This window comes from Candidatus Hikarchaeum yamanae (assembly GCF_009889665.1).
GTDB lineage: Archaea > Halobacteriota > Halobacteria > Halobacteriales > Hikarchaeaceae > Hikarchaeum > Hikarchaeum yamanae.
This window is the reverse complement of sequence record NZ_WTZR01000010.1, coordinates 17,333-36,903: the sequence shown is the minus strand read 5'-3', so window position 1 is coordinate 36,903 and position 19,571 is coordinate 17,333. Positions and strand designations below refer to the sequence as shown.

17 protein-coding genes are annotated in these 19,571 nt (G+C 41.4%); 8 read left to right on the top strand and 9 right to left on the bottom strand.

What is annotated here, in order from left to right; all coding sequences use genetic code 11:
• The first annotated feature begins 47 nt into the window (after positions 1 to 47).
• The 3 genes from ACM9H2_RS04845 to carB are packed head-to-tail and all read left to right on the top strand — an operon-like array spanning position 48 to position 4,292.
• Positions 48 to 464 (top strand): hypothetical protein, encoded by a 417-nt coding sequence (locus ACM9H2_RS04845; protein ID WP_415488789.1) that lies wholly within the window; start codon positions 48 to 50, stop codon positions 462 to 464.
• A 12-nt stretch (positions 465 to 476) separates the two neighbouring features.
• The gene (locus tag ACM9H2_RS04840) at positions 477 to 992 is read left to right on the top strand and encodes a DUF5815 family protein (protein ID WP_415488787.1); all 516 of its coding nucleotides are present in this window, start codon (positions 477 to 479) and stop codon (positions 990 to 992) included.
• 39 nt (positions 993 to 1,031) lie between these two features.
• On the top strand, positions 1,032 to 4,292 hold the full coding sequence (gene carB, locus ACM9H2_RS04835; RefSeq protein WP_415488785.1) for a carbamoyl-phosphate synthase large subunit: 3,261 nt from the start codon (positions 1,032 to 1,034) through the stop codon (positions 4,290 to 4,292).
• A gap of 9 nt (positions 4,293 to 4,301) precedes the next feature.
• On the opposite strand, the gene ACM9H2_RS04830 is transcribed toward carB, so the two are convergent.
• The gene (locus tag ACM9H2_RS04830; RefSeq protein ID WP_415488783.1) at positions 4,302 to 5,003 is read right to left on the bottom strand and encodes a plastocyanin/azurin family copper-binding protein; all 702 of its coding nucleotides are present in this window, start codon (positions 5,001 to 5,003) and stop codon (positions 4,302 to 4,304) included.
• An 81-nt stretch (positions 5,004 to 5,084) separates the two neighbouring features.
• Positions 5,085 to 6,116: a glutamine-hydrolyzing carbamoyl-phosphate synthase small subunit gene (gene carA, locus ACM9H2_RS04825; protein WP_415488781.1), complete on the bottom strand. Its 1,032-nt coding sequence runs from the start codon at positions 6,114 to 6,116 to the stop codon at positions 5,085 to 5,087.
• 114 nt (positions 6,117 to 6,230) lie between these two features.
• Here carA and ACM9H2_RS04820 point away from each other — a divergent pair, with 114 nt between their 5' ends.
• The gene (locus ACM9H2_RS04820) at positions 6,231 to 6,797 is read left to right on the top strand and encodes an isopentenyl-diphosphate Delta-isomerase (protein ID WP_415488779.1); all 567 of its coding nucleotides are present in this window, start codon (positions 6,231 to 6,233) and stop codon (positions 6,795 to 6,797) included.
• 2 nt (positions 6,798 to 6,799) lie between these two features.
• Entirely contained in the window at positions 6,800 to 7,345 is a 546-nt protein-coding gene (locus tag ACM9H2_RS04815; protein ID WP_415488777.1) for a MogA/MoaB family molybdenum cofactor biosynthesis protein, read from the top strand.
• Positions 7,346 to 7,351: 6 nt separating this feature from the next.
• Here ACM9H2_RS04815 and ACM9H2_RS04810 read toward each other — a convergent pair whose 3' ends face one another.
• The 5 genes from ACM9H2_RS04810 to ACM9H2_RS04790 all read right to left on the bottom strand — a co-directional run bounded on the left by ACM9H2_RS04810 (position 7,352) and on the right by ACM9H2_RS04790 (position 14,420).
• The gene (locus tag ACM9H2_RS04810; protein ID WP_415488775.1) at positions 7,352 to 7,678 is read right to left on the bottom strand and encodes a hypothetical protein; all 327 of its coding nucleotides are present in this window, start codon (positions 7,676 to 7,678) and stop codon (positions 7,352 to 7,354) included.
• A 5-nt stretch (positions 7,679 to 7,683) separates the two neighbouring features.
• The gene (locus ACM9H2_RS04805; protein ID WP_415488773.1) at positions 7,684 to 9,330 is read right to left on the bottom strand and encodes a CTP synthase; all 1,647 of its coding nucleotides are present in this window, start codon (positions 9,328 to 9,330) and stop codon (positions 7,684 to 7,686) included.
• 53 nt (positions 9,331 to 9,383) lie between these two features.
• Positions 9,384 to 11,321 carry a threonine--tRNA ligase gene (gene thrS / locus ACM9H2_RS04800; RefSeq protein ID WP_415488771.1) on the bottom strand — a complete coding sequence of 646 codons (1,938 nt, stop codon included), beginning with the start codon at positions 11,319 to 11,321 and terminating at the stop codon, positions 9,384 to 9,386.
• A 124-nt stretch (positions 11,322 to 11,445) separates the two neighbouring features.
• Positions 11,446 to 13,152 carry an ATP-binding protein gene (locus tag ACM9H2_RS04795; RefSeq protein WP_415488769.1) on the bottom strand — a complete coding sequence of 569 codons (1,707 nt, stop codon included), beginning with the start codon at positions 13,150 to 13,152 and terminating at the stop codon, positions 11,446 to 11,448.
• A 35-nt stretch (positions 13,153 to 13,187) separates the two neighbouring features.
• A complete protein-coding gene (locus ACM9H2_RS04790) occupies positions 13,188 to 14,420 on the bottom strand; it encodes a DNA double-strand break repair nuclease NurA (protein WP_415488767.1) in 1,233 nt (410 codons plus the stop codon).
• 145 nt (positions 14,421 to 14,565) lie between these two features.
• Between ACM9H2_RS04790 and gpmI the strand changes: the two genes are divergently transcribed.
• The 3 genes from gpmI to ACM9H2_RS04775 are packed head-to-tail and all read left to right on the top strand — an operon-like array spanning position 14,566 to position 17,864.
• The gene (gene gpmI / locus ACM9H2_RS04785; protein ID WP_415488765.1) at positions 14,566 to 16,077 is read left to right on the top strand and encodes a 2,3-bisphosphoglycerate-independent phosphoglycerate mutase; all 1,512 of its coding nucleotides are present in this window, start codon (positions 14,566 to 14,568) and stop codon (positions 16,075 to 16,077) included.
• Between the two features lie 22 nt (positions 16,078 to 16,099).
• Entirely contained in the window at positions 16,100 to 16,867 is a 768-nt protein-coding gene (locus tag ACM9H2_RS04780; protein ID WP_415488763.1) for a Nif3-like dinuclear metal center hexameric protein, read from the top strand.
• A 4-nt stretch (positions 16,868 to 16,871) separates the two neighbouring features.
• On the top strand, positions 16,872 to 17,864 hold the full coding sequence (locus ACM9H2_RS04775; RefSeq protein ID WP_415488761.1) for a deoxyhypusine synthase: 993 nt from the start codon (positions 16,872 to 16,874) through the stop codon (positions 17,862 to 17,864).
• A 21-nt stretch (positions 17,865 to 17,885) separates the two neighbouring features.
• Here ACM9H2_RS04775 and ACM9H2_RS04770 read toward each other — a convergent pair whose 3' ends face one another.
• Entirely contained in the window at positions 17,886 to 19,112 is a 1,227-nt protein-coding gene (locus ACM9H2_RS04770) for a TIGR00300 family protein (protein WP_415488759.1), read from the bottom strand.
• Positions 19,113 to 19,169: 57 nt separating this feature from the next.
• Positions 19,170 to 19,547: a hypothetical protein gene (locus tag ACM9H2_RS04765; RefSeq protein ID WP_415488757.1), complete on the bottom strand. Its 378-nt coding sequence runs from the start codon at positions 19,545 to 19,547 to the stop codon at positions 19,170 to 19,172.
• Between the last annotated feature and the right edge of the window lie 24 nt (positions 19,548 to 19,571).

Sequence of the window (19,571 nt, the reverse complement as noted above, 5' to 3'; positions counted from 1 at the left end):
GAACTATATCGAAGGTGTTTTCAATTTGAATTGTTCAAAGTGCAAATATGAGTAATTCTCAAGGTACGATGACCCTTGCATTCGAACTATCCGCTTTAAAAGAATTAACAGCTCCCAAAGAGGTGTTTGAAAGTGCTCGTGCTTGGAGTAAATATGTAGGAGTCATCACAGATGAACCGACATATGTTGTAACTAACTACACACGACAAAAAAGAATCAGGCAAGATTTTTTTTCAGGGCCCAAGGGAAAATTTGAAAGTTTAAAAAGTGTTAAATATCATTTTGATACAGATCGTCACGTATTGATAGGAACGGGAGAGGAAGATATAGAAATGGCAAACGAGACGGGGTGGGAATACCTACATATTTCAGATGCCGCTGAAAAGGCAGGATGGGAACTTGGAGAAAATACAAAACACGAAACGATTGAAATTGGAGAAGATAAACGTGAAAATTGGCCTTGAAGAGACATACATATGAGTGTTATCTTGCTCCCATGTGGCGTTTCAGTTGAGTCGCATAGGATTGATTTGGGAATGAGAGAATTAAAATGTGAATGTGGAGAGATGCATGCCGTGGTAACAAATGTCAATCCACTAACTCGGTTTTTGCCTGAATTTTTAGTGAATTCGCTTGAAGAAATAATAGAAGTTGCAGATTCAGAAAAGTGGGGAGAATTTGGAATGGTTCATTTGATGGGGCTGGTGATGGAAGATTTCGCGGAAGAAGTAGTTTTTTTTGATGCTAGTGAAGATGGGTATCTTGGCTATTCTGGACTCTGGATTTCAACTTTTAATGCCTGGAGACTGCATGAAATAGTAGTAGAATTGGTGATAGAAATAATGGAACATGCTATGAGTCATTCGGGTGATCAAAATGCTATGATCAATTTCGAAAAACAAATGTCACTTTTTGATATTACAGAGTTTGTAAGAGAATATCGCGCAGAGAGAGATTTGGATCCAGAAGATTACGCGGGGGAGTACATTTAGAGAATATAAAGGTCTCCTCTCAATATCGTCGACCTTATTATGGAGTATGGACCAAATCGGACAGGGAAGATGAAAAAAGGAAAAACTGTTCTCTTGATAGGTAGTGGCCCTATTCAAATAGGACAAGCGGCAGAATTTGATTATTCGGGTGCCCAGGCTTGTCGTGCTTTGGCAGAGGAAGGAATAAGAGTTGTCTTGGTGAACTCGAATCCGGCAACAATTATGACAGACCCAGAGATGGCGGATAAAGTCTATATTGAACCTATTACCGCAGAGATCATTGAGGAAATTATTAAGAAAGAATGTCCTGACGGGGTAATTGCTGGGTTGGGAGGACAGACTGGGTTGAATGTAACAGCCGAATTGGCAGAAAAGGGAGTATTAGAGAAATACGGGGTTGAGATTATGGGAACTCCACTAGATACCATCTATGCAACAGAAGATAGGGATTTGTTTGGTGCACGAATGGAAAAAATAGGACAGCCAGTTCCAAAATCAGAGAAAATCAGATCTTTAGAAGAAGTGGAAAGTGCAGTAGAAGGAGTGGGAGGGCTTCCAGTTATTTTGAGAACTGCATATACACTAGGAGGGAGTGGTTCAGGAGTTATCGAAGATATGGATACTCTCATCGAATGGGTACACAGAGGTTTGCAATTGTCACGAAATTCGGAGGTTCAGATTACAGAATCTTTGGTTGGTTGGATTGAAATGGAATATGAAGTCATGCGTGATGCATCTGATTCGTGCATTATTATTTGTAACATGGAAAACATTGATCCGATGGGGATACATACAGGAGAATCTATCGTAGTAACTCCATCTCAGGTCATACCAGATGTAGCACATCAGGCGATGCGAAACTCTGCTTTGAAGATTATTAGGGAGTTGGGAGTACAAGGTGGTTGTAATATTCAATTTGCGTGGAGGGATAATGGAACCGAAGAAGGACAATATCGTATTGTAGAAGTCAATCCAAGGGTGTCAAGATCGTCTGCATTGGCCTCCAAGGCTACGGGGTATCCGATAGCAAGAGTTACTGCAAAAGTGGCATTGGGAAAATGCCTACATGAAATTAAAAATGAAATTACCGGGGAAACTAGTGCCGCTTTCGAACCAGCTATAGATTATATTGTTACTAAAATACCTCGATGGCCCAAGAATAAATTCCCAGAAGTGGAGTTTGAGCTCACCACTGCGATGAAGTCAACAGGGGAAACCATGGCAATTGGGAGAACGTTTGAGGAATCGTTGATGAAAGCCATGAGATCAAGCGAGTACAAGCCTGCCGTGGATTGGGACACTGTCGAAGATGAAGAACTCATAAAAGAGTATTTGGAAAAGGCAACTCCCGATCGTTTGTATGCTATGCTTGAAGCACTCTATAGAGGATATTCCATAGACAAGGTCTCAGAGGTAACAGGGATACATAAGTGGTATGTAGAGAGATATGCCCGGATTAGTAGCTCTGCAAAATTAGAAATGGAAAATTCGATTGTAGAGACAGCAACAATGGGATTTACAAATCATGAAATTCAAGCCATAGCAACCGGAGAGTATTCAGATGTTCAGAGTTCGTGGTTGCCGGTAGAATCGGAATGGAATAAAGTGCAGGGGAAAAAATGGGACATTGATTCGATAGAAAAGGTTGTCCCAGGCAGAACATATAAACAAGTTGACACATGTGCAGGGGAGTTCAAAGCAACTACACCTTATTATTATTCTTCTAGAAAACCAGAATGGTTTAGTGGACCATACGAAGGGGATGCTGCTGCAGGAGAGCTTCGAGTGAATCAAGAGGCAGAGAGCATAGTGGTGGTGGGAGGCGGCCCAATTCGAATTGGACAGGGTGTAGAGTTTGATTATTGTGCCGTTCATGCAATTCAATCGTTACGAGAGGAGGGAATAGAAACTCATGTGGTCAACAACAATCCAGAGACTGTTTCCACAGATTATGATACATCAGATGGATTATTTTTTGAGCCAATCACTGCGGAAGAAGTTGCAGATGTGATTGAAGCCACAGGGTCTAGAGGGGTAATGCTTCAATTTGGAGGACAAACCTCGGTGAATATTGCAAGACCGCTTCAGAGAGAAATTGAGCGGAGAGAAATAGATTGCAAGATAATGGGAACTTCGGTGGATTCTATAGATTTGGCAGAAGATAGAGACAGGTTTAACAACCTAATGGGAAGTTTGGAGATACTTCAACCAGTGGGTGGAAAGGCGACTGATGAAGAGGGTGCCCTGTCACTTGCCAACACGATTGGATATCCAGTATTAATGCGCCCCTCATATGTATTGGGAGGGAGGGCCATGCAAATAGTAGAAAATGACACAGAATTAAAAAAATATCTAAAAGAAGCGGTTAGAGTAAGTCCGGATAACGCTGTGTTAATTGATCAATTTCTCTCAAATGCTATTGAATTAGATGTTGACGCTGTGTCAGATGGAACAGAGATACTTATTGGAGGTATAATGGAGCACGTTGAATCGGCAGGAGTTCATTCAGGTGACTCTGCTTGCATGATACCACCAGTAAATCTAGACAAAGGAACCCTTAGGAGAGTGAGAGAAATAACGGAGAAAATTGCCCAAGCATTGAAGATAGTAGGACTATTGAATATACAACTTGCCATAAAAAATGAGGAGATATATGTGCTAGAAGCCAATCCGCGTGCATCGAGAACTGTTCCATTTGTATCAAAGGCAACTGGAGTTCCTATTGCGAAGGTTGCTGCCAAAGTTATGTCAGGTAAAACCTTGAAAGAAGTGGGAGTAAAAGAACAAATTCCAGTGCAAGTAAGTGTGAAAGAAGTTGTTTTACCGTTTAGTCGTTTGCCGGGGGTAGACCCATGTCTTGGACCTGAAATGAAATCTACAGGAGAGATAATGAGTACATCAGATTCATTTGGGAAATCATATGCAAAAGCACAAGTGGCGATAGGGAAACCGATCCCTATATCGGGTAATGCAATAGTAGATCTAGATAGTGCGGAATTTCCAGATCCAGAAAGTGATCGGGGGAAAAAACTAATTGAAAGTTTAGAGGAATTCTTCCAAATAAGGTATTTTGAGGATGAGAAGAGCATGAGAGATGCTATTGCTAACGAAGAAATTGATATAATAATTTCAAGAGATCGTCGAATATTAGAGATTGCGGTGGAGGAAGTGATTACGTATTTTTCAACGTGCTCTAGTGCAGAAGCTGCGATAGAGGCAATTAAATCAGAGGGAGAAAGTAATTGTGTAGAGGCAGTGGGGGACAGGAAGAAAGTGCAGGGTCAGTGGGGACTTGATTAAAAACAAAATTCAAGATGAGATCAATGTCCCTATCATGAATAATAATAGTAACAGTCCTGCGAGTCCTGCAAAGAAAACGGCGATTCTAGAACTCTTTGGTCCAGTTTCGGGTTCGCCCATGATAAAAGAATAGAGATCACTTGCAAAGACTATGAAGACAGTTAGTCCGGTTAGCAGAATCCCAACTGCTGCGAAAGCCCCACCTACGGATCCTCCAGGGAGATTGCTACCAAACTGATCGGAAGTTTCTCCTGTTTGAGAACCGCCAGCTGAAATGGATGCCCCGCCTTCTTGGACTACGACTTTTCCAACCATTTGGATGGTTTCATGAGGGATGCAAAAATAGCCATATTCGCCCTCTATTTCGAACGTGTAAGAATAAGAATCCCCACCAGGAATGTCTCCAATAGGATATTTACTTCTTGCTTCACTTTCGGAAGAAAAATCTCCTGATGCCCAATAGGACGTGCCTTCAGGTAATTCATTTTCATATGCAGATACAGAATGTCCCATTTTACCGATATTCAACCATCGTACTGTGTCACCTGGTGCGATGGTGATTACTTCAGGGTCATAGATCATATCGTCGGTCATGGCGACTATATGTGTTTGTGGAGTGGAGGAAGAGTCCTCTGCAGCCATTGCAACCGAAGAGGTGGAAAGTAGAGCAATAGAGCCGGTAGCAAATTGAATGAAATGCCGCCGAAGCATATAACAAATATCGGAAATCAAGTCCCATAAAGGCACCGATACGAATGAATAGGGACAGGGAGCTTGGATAAATTGTTTTGGTTAGATTAGAGAAAGGACCTCGTCGAAAAAGTTTAGGGTATCATGAGGCCCAGGGTGGGCTTCGGGGTGATATTGTCGTGTTAGGATGGAGAGATCGGAGTTTACAAGGCCTTCGATGGTATCATCATTGACATTAAGTTGAGAAATGATGAGTTCTCCAGGGTCAGAAACGGTATACCCATGATTTTGAGTAGTCATTACTACTTTATTAGTTGGAAGATCTAAAACGGGTTGGTTAACACCACGATGTCCAAATCTCATTTTTTCAGTAGTCCCCCCGAGAGCTAATGCAATTATCTGTTGTCCGAGACAGATTCCGGCAATGGGGAGTTCTCCAGAGAACTCATTTACGAGTGAAATTGCATCTGTAAAGTGTTCAGGGTTTCCAGGGCCATTTGAGATAAAAAGAAGATCTGGGTCGGCCTCGCGAACGATGGCTATGGTGGTATCATAGGGTAGAATCGTGAGACGTACATTGCGTTTTATAAATGAATCAATAATTGATTTCTTAACACCGCAATCAATTAGACAGATATGTGGACCAGTGCCAGGGTGGGTAACTGGTTTTTTTACGCTGACTAAAGAGCCTATATCAGAATGATCATCCATAGAAGGACAATTTTCTAATTCTTCAATTGCCGATTCAGGTGTTGCGTCTTTTCCGGAAGAAATTCCACACCGCATTGCACCGTGATCGCGGATAGCCATAACAAGTTCTCGGGTGTCGAGTGTATCGATCGCAGGGATAGATTCTGTAGATAACCACTTAGAAATAGAATCCGTGAGCTGTCGTGCTATTATTGCACGGGGGTGAATCCGACTAGATTCAAGTCTATTGAGATTTACCCCGTAATTGCCAATCAGAGGATAGGCAAAAGTGAGAATTTGTTCTTCATATGAGGGATCAGTTAAACTTTCTTCATATCCTGCATAAGAAGTCGTGAAAACCAGCTCTCCCCGTGCCAATCCAGGAGACCTAGAGCGTGCTTTTACTACAGCCCCAGTCTCTAAAGCTAGAAAAGCATCAGCCATTATAGTAATGAAAAGAGAGGAGACTTCATAAGGTTTTATAGTTAGAGTTGAGGGGAAAGATAAACTCTTTTAGATTTCGAAGAATGTATCAAGTATGTCGTCTTTAATGCATATATGAGTCGAGAAGAGAATGAAGTTCAAGGAGCTAAACAAAATGTTGTAGCGGTTGATTCGAATGATATGGAACAACGGGTTGTAGATCGATTGGAAGCCCATACGGGTGATGGTATACGCCATCGTGCTTTTACATGCCTTCTATTCGATGAGCAGCGGAGATTGATGCTGGCTCAGAGAAGTCCATCAAAGAGATTATGGGGAGGATACTGGGACGGGACTGTTGCATCACACCCTAAGCCAGATGAAAGTCAAGTAGAAGCAACACAAAACCGTCTAGAGGTTGAGTTAGGCATCAAGCCGAACCAATATGAAAATTTAACAGTGACAGATAAATTTGAGTATAAAAGTTATTACATGAATGCGGGTTTGGAATGGGAGGTTTGCACAGTATTGGAGGCCACGTTAGTAGATACAAAAGTAAATCCTGATCCAGAAGAGATAGCAGGAATACTATGGGTAGATTATGAAGATATGCAACTCAATCCTGTGCACTATCGTCAATTGGATTTATGCCCATGGTTAGAAATTGCAATGTATAGAGATTTTCACAAGATAGGGGAATGAAAATGGATGGGAATGGAGATATTGGGGAAATAGAGGGGGGCCCAAGTTGCGGGCATATTGGCGAATTTAATAGGTTAAAGATAGCAATCGTTACGGTATCGACAACACGGTCAGATAGCACAGATAAGAGTGGGAAAATAATAGCAGAAATGATCGAATCGGCGGGGCATGAAAATGCCGTTCAAAAAGTTGTTAAAGATGACTATGAAGAGATTAGCAGTTATATAAAAAATTTAGTAGATAGGGAGGACATAGATCTAATTATCACCACAGGAGGAACGGGGGCAACTCCAGATGACGTTACAGTCGAAGCAATTTCACCAATGATAGAAAAGGAACTCCCAGGATTTGGAGAGCTATTTCGACAATTATCCTATGAAGAGATAGGGCCCCTTTCGATCGCTAGTAGGTCGATGGCAGGAATAGCAAAATATACCCCAATATTTTGTTTACCAGGTAGTTCGAATGCTGTTAAATTGGGAGTGGGAAAAATTATTTTACCTGTTTGTGGCCATACGGTTGAACAAGCATGTCGCGGGAAAAAATAGGGAAAATCAAGAAAATAAATTCGAGATTTCTTCGGCTACTAGATCGGGGGGAAATAGCTGAGGATCCAATGCAAAGTCAATTTGCGGCCTCAAAAAGTCAGATAATTCGTCTTTGGAATATACGATCGTTTTGATATCTGGATTGAGTTCCCTGCACAGCAAGATGCCAGTAGGATCACTGGTATCAGTTATAACTAACAGATCCGCATCCAAAATTAGATCTGCAGGAGGGGCATAAACGTCTCCGGATGTAGGCATTTCCTCAATTTCAAAGCCTTGGTTAGATAAGGAAAATGATAAATCCCCACCACTTCCAAAAAAGATAATTTTCATTTTTTTCACTCCGAAATTTTAGGATTTTTATTGTTGGAGGAAGAATGGGAAAGTGCAGCTTTGACTAGACCTAAGAAAGGAGGACTTGGATGAGTCGGGCGCGAAGTGAACTCGGGATGAAATTGAGTTCCGAAGAAATAGGGATGCTCTGGGATTTCCAATATTTCCATTCGGGGGCCAGATTTTCCCGTAAATTTTAATCCAGCCTTTTCAAGTGAATCTATATAATCTGGATTGACTTCATAGCGATGGCGATGGCGCTCAAGACACTGGTTTTCACCGTACAAAGAATGAGCAAGAGTATTTTTATCAATTTGTGTTTCGAGTTCCCCAAGTCTCATTGTTCCACCCAGTTCATTGATATCATGTTGACTAGGTAATAGGTCGATTACAGGGTGCGGGGTTTCGGGATAGATCTCGGAAGAATGAGCATCTTTTAGATTCAAAATATTTTGAGCATATTCTACAACGGCTAATTGAAACCCTAGACAGAGACCAAGATATGGGATGCCTGTTTCCCTAGCATAACGAACTGCATTTATTTTCCCAGGGGTCCCTCGAGAACCAAATCCGCCCGGAATAACAATACCATCTGGTTTTATTTCAGAGAGAGGAGAGAAGTCACCATCGTCGAGTGTTTCAGAATGGACCCAGAAAGTATTGACTTCAATGCCATCGGGGAGGCCTGCATGTTTGAGGGCTTCATATACAGAAATATAAGCATCTTCAAATCCGTATTTCCCTACCAATGCTATGTTGACTTTATTATGTTTGGGGGCAGTTACGGACTCGCGCCAAGTAGTATCCCTATTAGGAAATGGAACGGCTCTATCGAGTAAATTCAATTGTTCCATGACATATTCATCAAGGGATTCTTCTTCAAGAGACATGGGGAGGTGGTATATATTGTCGAGATCTGGATTAGAAAACACAGCTTCAGTGGGAACGTCGCAAAAGAGAGCTATTTTTTCACGTACATCGTCATCTAGAGGCCTGGTAGATCGCCCCACGATTAAGTTGGGCTGAATACCAATTGATCGGAGTTCTTTTACGGAGTGTTGAGTTGGTTTTGTTTTTGGTTCTTCATTTTTAGAATGAGGAATCAGAGTGACATGGATGAACAAAACACAATTGTCGGGTTCTTCGTGGGAAAGTTGTCGAAGTGCCTCTAGGAAAGGCATACTTTCTATATCCCCAACAGTTCCACCAACCTCCACTATGCAAATATCGTGTCCTTTTGCTACATATCTAATTCTTCGTTTTATGTCATCAGTTATGTGAGGAATGATCTGAACTGTTTTCCCCAAATAATCTCCAGTTCTTTCACGTTCGATTACATGCTGATAGATTTTACCAGTGGTGATATTGTGGTCGCTGGTCATGTCGATTCCAAGAAAACGTTCGTAGTTACCTAAATCTAGATCGACTTCTGCCCCATCTTTGAGTACATACACCTCCCCATGCTGATAGGGGTTCATCGTCCCAGCATCAACATTAAGATAGGGGTCTATTTTAACGGCAGTGATAGTGAAACCAGCATTTGAAAGTAAACGCCCTACACTAGCGGCTGTGACACCTTTTCCCAATCCTGACATAACCCCTCCGGTAACAAAAATAAACTTAGAATTTGACGAAGAATCGGTTTTCGGCATAATAATTGTGCGCCGCCATACTTGAAAACGATTTCGAATAGAATAAAAATGGATTATTGGAGGAAATCGGGTTCGATCCGCTTTTCCTGGTACTCATTAACAAGGTGAGTTGTGAAATCAGATAATTTTACTCCGGATTTTTCGGACTGATTTCGGTCGCGGATAGAAATTGAATTTTGTTTTTGTTCAGCTTCTCCAAGGATTACCATATAGGGAATTCTATCGTTGTGGGCAGCTCTAATTTTCTTCCCGATTGTCCACGCTCTATCATCGATCGAGACTCTAAAAGAAGATAATTCAGCGGCTATTTTTTGTGCGTAGTCTAAATTATCATCGGTGATGGGTAAAATGCGAATTTGTTGGGGTGCCAACCACAGAGGGAATTTCCCATTGAAATGTTCAATTAGAATCATAAAAAATCGCTCATAGCTACCATATAACGCTCGATGGATCATCACAGGACGGTGTTGAGTATTATCGGTGCCAACGTAGCTCAAATCAAAACGTTCTGGCATAGTGAAATCTAGTTGGACAGTGGGGCCGTCCCAAGATCTTCCAAGTGCGTCTTGGAATGCGAAATCTATCTTTGGCCCATAAAATGCACCATCCCCATCATTTACCGTGTAAGCAAGACCAGAATTGTCAAGTACAGATTTGAGTTGGGTTTCTGCTTTTTCCCATATTTCCAAACTCCCTTCATATTTTTCGGGCCTTGTTGCGAGGAAAATTTTAAAGTCAAGGTTGAATGTTTTGAGCACTTCGAGAATTAGATTTAAAACCCCATTGACTTCGGTTTCGATTTGGTCGGGGCGAATGAAGAGATGCCCATCGTCGATGGTAAATGCCCATAATCTAGATAGCCCGGATAATTCACCACGTTGTTCTTTTCGGTATACTTTTCCATTTTCAAAATATCGAACCGGTAAATCGCGGTAACTTCTTTTTTGTTGATTAAAGATGGTTGCATGACCAGGACAATTCATAGGTTTGAGACCAAATTCTTCATCACCAACTTCGAAGATAAACATATCATCTTGGTAGTTATCATAATGGCCTGATTGTTTCCACAGTTCTGTTTTAAATAAGTGGGGCGTTTCGGTTGGTTCATAACCAGAGTTGATATTTAGAGAATCGACATATGAAGATAACTCCCTGAGAACATAGGCCCCATTGGGGTGGAAAAGAGGAAGTCCGGGTCCAGTTATTTCGGGTATGGAAAATAGATCGAGTTCTTGTCCAAGTTTTCGATGGTCTCGTTCTTTTGCGAGTTCGCGAAGGGTGAGGAATTCTTCAAGATCAGATTGGGATTTGAAAGCAGTCCCGTAGACGCGGGTGAGAGTTTGATTGTCAGAGTCCCCCCTCCAGTAAGCGGCAGATATATCTAACAAATGGATGGCTTTCACCTTGCCTGTAGAGGATACATGGGGACCTTTACAAAGATCTTTCCAGGTGTCTTGGGTGTAAAATGATACATTTTCTGATTCAGCGGCTTCGTTTTGGAGAATATCTAATTTAAAGGAATTAGTGGAATAGAACTTTTCTGCCTCCTCCCGGGGAGCATCAGTCCGGAGGATCTCATAATCAGATTTAATGATTTTTTTCATCTCAGATTCTATTTCGGGGAGATTTTCTTTGGTAATCGAGATTCCATCAAAATCATAGTAAAATCCGGTGTCAATAGGAGGTCCTATTGCCAAATTTACATCAGGATATAATCGGGAGAGTGCTTGTGCAAATATATGGGCAGCAGAATGGCGAAGAACAGTGAGATATTGGTCTGATTTTTCAGTTACGATAGAGATCTGATCGTTGTCAGATACAGGAGTATAAAGATCTACTAGCTCGTCGTTGATGATTCCTGCAACAGCGGATTTTCCCAGGCCAGGGCCTATTTCATATGCAACATTCGAAATGGTTGAACCCAGGGGGATTGATAATTTTGCACCATCAGGAAGTATCACAGTGATATCTTTTGGTTGGGTTTGGGACATGGGGATTTTTATATTTGTGTAAGAATAACTGGGTTGGGTATAGATAGATTAGATCGTACAACCATATTAACAAATGGTAATAAGAGATATAAATCGGTTAGGCTTTTTGTAATACGGGTTATATTCACCGTCCATGGCGGACTAGACAGCGAGATAGTCCGGTTACTTCAGTGGGGTCGCAATAGTCAGGGGAATGAATAACCATATTTCCACGAGTGAGATTGGGAACTTTCCACTTTAACCTAGCAGGTAGATTTAAGCATCGGATGGCTGACTCTTCGCTGAGGTTTAAGATGACTTTGGTTTTAATTTGACTAAGGATATCAGCGTCTATATCATGAGGATCTTGTGTGACCAGAAAAAGCCCAAGTAGTTCTTTCCTTCCCTGTTTTGCCACATTGATAAATTTATCAATGAGAAGGTCTTCTTGTTGTGTCTCGGTGTTTCCTCGGGAGAGGAAATTGTGTGCTTCGTCCATAGAAATCAGTAGAGGTATATTTTTGATGTGCTCATAGTCAGGGGACTCGGTCATTTTATTATCCACTAACAAACTAGAAAGTGCCAACACCACGAAGGCCGCGTCTCGGTGATTATTAATGTGGGATGTAGGCACTATAGATAATTGCCCGGGCACGATGAACTTCTCAATTAGGTCAGTGATAGGGGGAGAATTTGAGTCAAAAAATACATTAGAAAAACCTACTACTTTTCGTTTGATTGCGTCGAAAGTTGCGAGGGGTATGTCCTTAGGATCAGTATAATTAGTTTTGTTTTGATCAAGAAATTCTAAGAAATTGGAATAAGTGCACTCGTCTTCTTTTGTTTGGTTGAAGAAATCAGGTAATAGATGGTTATCTAACCCTGCTTTTTGCGGGTCAGTGAGACCACTACGAGAAATGAGCCAAGGGTTTGTTTCTACAAGGGAAAAGGGAATGCTGAAAGTGATTGTTTCCGCCTCATGATATTTGGATTCATATTTTGTGCCTTTAATGGAAGGTGCAAACACTATAGTTTTGTCGTGTTTGTTAAATAGAATTTGATTGTCTTCATAGTACGTTTTATCGTCTTCGGTTAGATCGCCTCCATCATGATACATTTGAGCATATTCATCTTGGGGATCGAATTGAACAATGGCTAATTTTTTGAAGGATTCATTGATTTTGTAAGTCCGTCCATTCTTAGAGTCCCCTAGACACTGGCGGAGGATATTTTTGGTTGCTTGTGTTTTTCCAGATCCGGTTCCCCCTGCTACAAGTACATGGGTAAAAATGAGAGGTACATCAGCCACTCTATCTTTAAATCGATACGGAATTTTACGTCCAGGAGGTGAATTTGATATATGTCCAACGAAAATGTCTTCTAATTTTTGAGAAAGTTTGAGGCCAATTGTTATTGTCTTTTCATCGGCTCTGTAAATCCTAGATGCAGGTCTTGGAAGTCTATTTGGAGATTTCCTATTGTTTTTATGAATGATAGAAAGTGGGAGGAGTTTTGCTATGAAATTATAATCAATATCTTGAATGATTTTATTACTTTGGTTGATCAACTCCTCTGCCAGAAGGTTTGAGGTATCATAAGTACCAAACTCGTGAGGGAACTCATTATGGTAGGAGAGCTCGATGGCTTCACAAAGAAGGTTTTCATCCAAGTTTCCTTCGGAATCGAAAAATGGAATTCGGAAATATTCTCCTAAACGAAAGGATTCCCTTTCTGCTAAAGCTATGAGACCATAAAGCGAGGCGTCTTTTGGATCTTGACCTATAGAAAGTCCACTATCGGTGGAAGTCAAAAGGCCTACTATTGTGTCATCAAGTTGAGATTCCAAGTCCATATGATGATAGCATATGACCCTCAGAGATATAATACTTACAAATCTCTGAGTTGATCCATACTACTGCTACTCCAACGAATGAAATTGTAATTTACATCTATGCGGGTGTTGTAATGAGCGGCTAGTATTTTTCCAAGGGTTACTTTTTGGGAATTCGACATCCGAGCTAGATGGTCGGCTTTGTTGATTACGCGAGGAGGGCCATTGTAAATTGCCATTTCTTTCAATATGAAATTTTCAATTTTTTGACGGATGAGGGGGTTCTGAGAAAATGCATAAGGAGATTCTACACGAAAAACAACACCTGATCGGGGATCGTAGATCATAAAAAATGTTAAATCGTAAAGAGGGTTTTTATGATCCAGGATTCCAATAAATGGATCGAGAAGAAACTCCTCAAATTTTGATGCAATCCTACCTTTCGAAATGAACCAATTTGTATAGACTAAAGTGGAATCGTGCGTCGTCACCCCTCTTTGTGTTTTGGAGGTGGAATGGGCACTCAATATTTGTTTGAAGAATGAAGAATCATGTCCCCAGACAAATGAATTCGTTTCGTTTTGTAGGGAGTCAAATGCAGACTTTATCGCAGATCCACGAGGATTTTTTACAAATCCGATTAAAGGGGGAGTTTGTTGGCCATTGGCAGCGGTGGGTTTGACGAAGGAATTAATGAGGTCTATATATGTTTTTAATGCACGTCTGGAAGGACCATTTTCCAATAGTAATTTTTTTAAATTGGGTTTTCCACTGTACCAAGCCAATAGACCTACCGGAAAAATTGGACCGTCTAAAATTAGTATATCTTTTACGGAATCGGCCCACTTGAGTGCATGGCCCCCTTCAGATAAATACAAAGCGGTATCATGTAGCGCGGTTTCGTCTGGAAGGTTGGGAATCGTAGTCATGGAAAAACTTTCAAGAGTTTCAGATTGATCGGGTGCCAAGGGGTGGGGAGCGTTGTAGCACATTGTTATTGTGTCTGAATCATGAAGATTTTTATCAGTGGGGTTCACAGCCATGACTGCACGAGAATACGCCAATGACATTCCATTTGTGAAAGGCACATAAAGCGTTCCAGAGTCTACCGCATTTTGCGTGGGGAAGGGTGATTCAGTGGATGGTGCGTTCCTAATGGAAAACTCTTTTATGTAAAGATCAGAATCAATGGGTTCGATTATGGTTGTTCCATTTTGGTCTTGAAGGGGATTTAGACGGTTCCAGATAGAAGAAGCGGATTCGTCAGTGCTGTCAGAATAATACTCCATAGAAGGTAGAGAATTAAGGAAAGTTTTTAATCGGGACGGGAGGTCTGGAGGAAGTGTCACGTGTAGATAGATAATACTTCGATGATTAAAACATGATAGCAATTTATAGCGATGAATAGTTGTGCATCCAGGATTTGTTATGTATATGGACGTTGCTTTAATTATCCTAGATGGGTGGGGAATTTCAGAGACCCAAGAAGGAAATGCAATTAGAGCCGCAAACACCCCTATATTTGATCGTCTCTGTTCGGATGAGAAGTATGGAACGCTAGAAACGGGTGGAGAATCCGTTGGCCTTCCAGAAGGAGGGGTGGGAAATTCGAAAGTTGGTCACTTGACAATAGGTGCAGGGAGAATTATAGAACAAGAACATACACAGATTAATAGAGCGATTAAAGATGGGTCTTTTTTTCAAAATGATGTGTTAAAATCAGGATTTGAAAAAATAAAATCCACAGAAAATCGGGCCCACATAATAGGGTTATTAAGTGACGCAGGGGTTCACTCGGATGACACACACATTCATGCAATGATAGAGATGGCATCGGATAGCGGAGTAGAGGTGGTAACTCATGTGATTACAGATGGAAGAGATACACCGCCGAAGAGTTCAAAGGGATACATATCTAGACTCGAAAAAGTAGTTGGAAAAAAAGGAACTGGAAGAATTGCCACAGTTACGGGGAGATACTATGCAATGGACAGGGATGGGAATATAGAAAGGACCCTACAAGCTCACGATGCGATTATGAGAGGGGAATCGAATTACATGGTTAAATCAGGATTGGTTGCTATTGAAGATGCATATACACGTGGAGAAACTGATGAATTTATCAAACCTACAGTGATAAATGGTGGTGATTTTTTCAATAGAGGAGATATTATTCTGATGGCAAACTTCCGTGCAGATCGCATGCGGCAAATGTCTCTAATGTGTGAAGAAACCATAGGTAAATATTTTTCAGAAAAGAATTCTTCGGAAAGAATTCTGACCATGTCAAATTATGATGAAAGTTATAAATTCCCAGTTGTGTTCCCCACCGAGGGGCCCAAGAATACCATAGGGGAAATATTATCAAAAGGTGGTCTTACCCAATTGAGAATTGCAGAAACTGAAAAATATGCTCATGTTACTTATTTTTTGAATGGAGGGAGAGAGAAAGTGTGGGAAGGTGAAATTAGAAAAATGATTCCGAGTCCAAAGGTCCCCACTTATGATCAACAGCCAGAAATGAACGCAGGGAAAGTAACAGAAGCTGCGATAAAAATTATTGAAGAAAAAAATCCCAATGTCTTGATTCTTAACTATGCAAATCCGGATATGGTGGGCCACACAGGTGTATTTGATGCGACTGTGAAATCTGTAGAAATAGTTGACCAAGAATTGGGTAAATTAATAGAATTTCTTAGGGGAAAGAAGGCAAAAATCATAGTAATTGCAGATCATGGAAATGCGGAAGAAATGGGAACCAAGAAAGATCCCCGTACGAGTCATACGTTTAATCCTGCGCCGATCATTTGTATAGGATTAGAAGGAAACCTAGCACAAAAAAAGATTAGAAAGGGAGGAGGTTTATCGGACATATCTCCGACAATATTAGATCTACTAGGGATAGAAAAGCCACCGGAGATGACAGGGGAATCATTATTACGATAGGAAGGGACTTTAGAATCATAAAATGAAAACAAAAGAGCTCGTAGATCGTCTTGATGAACTTCTAGGTACGGGAAGATTTGAAGAAATTGATTCTAGTGCAAATGGCCTTCAGATTGGGACGGGGGAGGGAACAGTGAGTCATGTTGTTTTTGCAGAAGATGCATCTATGGAGACTATAGAAGATGCTGCAAGTATCGGGGCAGATATGATGGTAGTGCATCATGGCATTACATGGGGAGACATCGATAGAATTACAGGGATAAATTACAATCGAATACAAGCTCTTATTGGATCGGGAATATCGTTGTATGTTTCCCATTTGCCATTAGATGCACATCAAGAACTTGGAAATGCTGCAGGTTTGGCTAAAATATTAGAATTAGAAGAAAGAGAGCCATTTGGAAGATTGGGTACTGAATTCATTGGAATTATGGGAAAGGTGAAGAATCCATGTACTCCAGAGAGATTGAGATCATTTTTGGCAGGGGAATTGGATACAGGAGATGGGGGTGTAAAATTATTGAATTTTGGAGTAGAAGAGATCACGAAAATTGGAATTGTTACAGGGGCAGGTGGGGATTGGTTAGGAGAGGCTGTTGAAAAAGAACTGGATGTATTCATTACAGGAGAGGGAAAGGCCCGAATATACCATGAAGCAAAAGAATTGGGCATGAATGTGGTGTTGGCGGGACATTATGCAACAGAAACATTCGGTGTTTTTTCACTCGAGAAGATTGTTTCAGAGTGGGGAATAAAAACTACGTGCATCTCCTATCCTACAGGGTTATAATACCATGAGGAAAGAATTTCGACATGATCCAATAAACCACATTGATGTGAAAAACAAAATGACCGTTTCCGAATTGATGGAAGAATATTCAAATGCAGGTTTTGCTGCAAGCGCCCTATCTGAAGCTGTAAATATATATACGGAAATGATAGGAGGAAAGGATGTTACAAATTTTTTGAGTATAGCGGGGGCGATGGTACCAGCAGGTATGAGGAAAATAGTGACAGGATTAATACAAGATGGGCATGTGGACGTGTTAGTTACAACCGGGGCTACACTGACCCACGATGCAATAGAAGCAATGGGCCACAGTCATCATCACGGGTCGACAATCCAGAGGCGATGGGGGAATGAAGACAAGGTTAGAGAACATGATGAAAAATTGAGGGATGAAGGAGTAGATAGAATATATGATGTATATTTGCCACAAGAAGGATTTTCCATATTGGAAAATCACCTTAGATCCAATGTATTTCCTAACCTAGACAGGCAAGTTTCAATTAGAGAATTTACGGCAGAATTGGGACGTGCTAATTCAGAGGAAGCCAGGAATGATAACGGAGGCATAGCGGCGATGGCTTATGAGTGTGGAATTCCAATATACTGTCCAGGGATACAAGATTCGATGCTAGGATTGCAGGCGTGGATGTATTCCCAAATTTCATCGTTTTCATTAGATGCAATTGCAGATATGACTGAAATCAATGATATAGCACATGATGCCAAGAGAAGGGGAGCGATGATAGTAGGAGGAGGATTGCCAAAAAACTATATTTTACAGGCGATGTTACTAACGCCGCGGGCATATGATTATGCCGTGCAACTAACAGGGGATTCTGAACATTTGGGAGGTCTTTCGGGGGCTTCGTTGGATGAAGCTAGATCGTGGGGGAAACTTGAGAAAAATGCAAAAAACATTACAGTTTATGCAGATGCTACAATTACGTTTCCGTTGGTTGTTGCTGCAGCTCGTGAGAGGATAAATGGATCCAAATGAGAAAATAGAATAAAAGGGGAATTACTCACCTAGGAGTGCCTGCGCAAGCCGGGGGATGAACATTCCAACATCGGTGACTACACCTACAGCGTGGGATGAACCACGATCTAGAAGTTGAGTGACTGTTGCAGGATTTATATCAACACAAACGGTCGGGGTGGTAGAAGGAAGGCAATTTCCAACAGCCACAGAATGTAATAGAGTGGAAAGCATGAGTACTAAATCGGCTTTTTGCGTTTGCTCTCTGATTGCATTTTGTGCTTTAATTGTGTCAGTGATAGTATCAGGAAGTGGACCATCGTCTCGGATTGATCCGGCGAGAACATAGGGAATATTATTAGTTATGCACTCGTACATGACCCCTCCGGTGATTATTTTTTGTTCAACTGCATCTTTGATAGAACCAGCACGGACTATCTCAGAAATCGTGTAGATGTGATGCTTGTGTCCTTTCCGCGGATGTGCAAGTGTGGTTATATTCATACCAAGAGAAGTGCCATAGAGATTTCTTTCGATATCATGGACCGCAAACCCATTCCCGGCAGAAATCATATCGACATAGCCCTTTTGTACTAATCGTGACAAGTCATCTCCCGCTCCGGAGTGTATTACTGCAGGTCCAGGGACCACGAGTATTTTTCCATTTTGTTTTTTCGTGGCTTTGATAGTTTCTGCTATTTTCTTGATCAATGATTCGGATGGGCGTTCGGAGGAGACTCCACCTTGCATAAATCCAAATGGGCCGCTGGAAGAGTCTCGAGGTCGAGAAGGGGGTTTTACTCGAATTCCGGCCTCTCCGGTAACTATCAAATCGTTTTCATCAACAGAGGTGAGTACTTTAGTTGAGGCTGTTTTTGTAGTAGGATCCACAACGATTGCAGTGTCCATTTCTATGTTTTCTACAGAGATCCATTCACCTTCGTAGAGTATATCAGTGGGGTGGTGGGTCGTGCTATAAAACCCACGAGGGACAACTTTTGAAGAGGGAGAAGGCTCTAGGGTGGCGTCAATGGGCTCGGCTATGGTAGCTCCATTTTGATGGAGTTCATGTAAAATTGGCAATAAAAGTCCTTCAGACTCTGCAGAGACGGTCATGCGGCAATAAGTAGTCTCATTTTTATGCGTTCCGACATCGAATTGTTCAACGTGAAAAGTCCCGCCCATATCCATGATGATTCCAAATGCACGTTGCATGATGCCAGAATCGATGATATGACCTTCGAGTTCGACAGTTGTTTCAATAGTCATTGATTACGAGACGCGGAGGTGGAACATGAATTTTTCTATGGTATCGAGGGGAGAATATTAGGTCAAAATTTGTTTGATGGCCAAGTATGCTTCTGAAAAGTCTTGTAATGTGATATTGTCCGTTGTTATAAAGACGCCTTGATTATTCTTCAATACACGTAATAGATATCCGAACTCGAATGCCCGTATAGTATATAGGTAATTTCCTAGCTCAGATCCGCGATAAGCGATTGGTGCACCAGCTAATCCGCGAGATTCTAGATCGGTGAAACCCGCCAGGTCGGCGTCTTGGTCTAGATCGGAGCGTAAATAGATCTGAGTATGGCTAGATTCTGTAAAATAAGTTATAGAGCGAAGATTATCGCCAATAATTGCTCTGCAGGTTCCGATTAGATCGTCTAGTGGGACTCCTTCGGACGTTGAAGAAATGGGCATGAAAGAACGTAAGATTGGCTCGAA

Excerpts from the sequence above, each read along its gene's own strand:
- ACM9H2_RS04845 (WP_415488789.1), top strand. The coding sequence starts at position 48 with ATGAGTAATTCTCAAGGTACGATGACCCTTGCATTCGAACTATCCGCT.
- thrS (WP_415488771.1), bottom strand. The coding sequence starts at position 11,321 with ATGTCCCAAACCCAACCAAAAGATATCACTGTGATACTTCCTGATGGT.
- ACM9H2_RS04840 (WP_415488787.1), top strand. The coding sequence starts at position 477 with ATGAGTGTTATCTTGCTCCCATGTGGCGTTTCAGTTGAGTCGCATAGG.
- ACM9H2_RS04765 (WP_415488757.1), bottom strand. The coding sequence starts at position 19,547 with ATGCCCATTTCTTCAACGTCCGAAGGAGTCCCACTAGACGATCTAATC.
- gpmI (WP_415488765.1), top strand. The coding sequence starts at position 14,566 with ATGGACGTTGCTTTAATTATCCTAGATGGGTGGGGAATTTCAGAGACC.
- ACM9H2_RS04810 (WP_415488775.1), bottom strand. The coding sequence starts at position 7,678 with ATGAAAATTATCTTTTTTGGAAGTGGTGGGGATTTATCATTTTCCTTA.
- ACM9H2_RS04770 (WP_415488759.1), bottom strand. The coding sequence starts at position 19,112 with ATGACTATTGAAACAACTGTCGAACTCGAAGGTCATATCATCGATTCT.
- ACM9H2_RS04795 (WP_415488769.1), bottom strand. The coding sequence starts at position 13,152 with ATGGACTTGGAATCTCAACTTGATGACACAATAGTAGGCCTTTTGACT.
- ACM9H2_RS04780 (WP_415488763.1), top strand. The coding sequence starts at position 16,100 with ATGAAAACAAAAGAGCTCGTAGATCGTCTTGATGAACTTCTAGGTACG.
- ACM9H2_RS04790 (WP_415488767.1), bottom strand. The coding sequence starts at position 14,420 with ATGGAGTATTATTCTGACAGCACTGACGAATCCGCTTCTTCTATCTGG.
- ACM9H2_RS04830 (WP_415488783.1), bottom strand. The coding sequence starts at position 5,003 with ATGCTTCGGCGGCATTTCATTCAATTTGCTACCGGCTCTATTGCTCTA.
- ACM9H2_RS04820 (WP_415488779.1), top strand. The coding sequence starts at position 6,231 with ATGAGTCGAGAAGAGAATGAAGTTCAAGGAGCTAAACAAAATGTTGTA.
- carA (WP_415488781.1), bottom strand. The coding sequence starts at position 6,116 with ATGGCTGATGCTTTTCTAGCTTTAGAGACTGGGGCTGTAGTAAAAGCA.
- ACM9H2_RS04805 (WP_415488773.1), bottom strand. The coding sequence starts at position 9,330 with ATGCCGAAAACCGATTCTTCGTCAAATTCTAAGTTTATTTTTGTTACC.
- ACM9H2_RS04775 (WP_415488761.1), top strand. The coding sequence starts at position 16,872 with ATGAGGAAAGAATTTCGACATGATCCAATAAACCACATTGATGTGAAA.
- ACM9H2_RS04815 (WP_415488777.1), top strand. The coding sequence starts at position 6,800 with ATGGATGGGAATGGAGATATTGGGGAAATAGAGGGGGGCCCAAGTTGC.
- carB (WP_415488785.1), top strand. The coding sequence starts at position 1,032 with ATGGAGTATGGACCAAATCGGACAGGGAAGATGAAAAAAGGAAAAACT.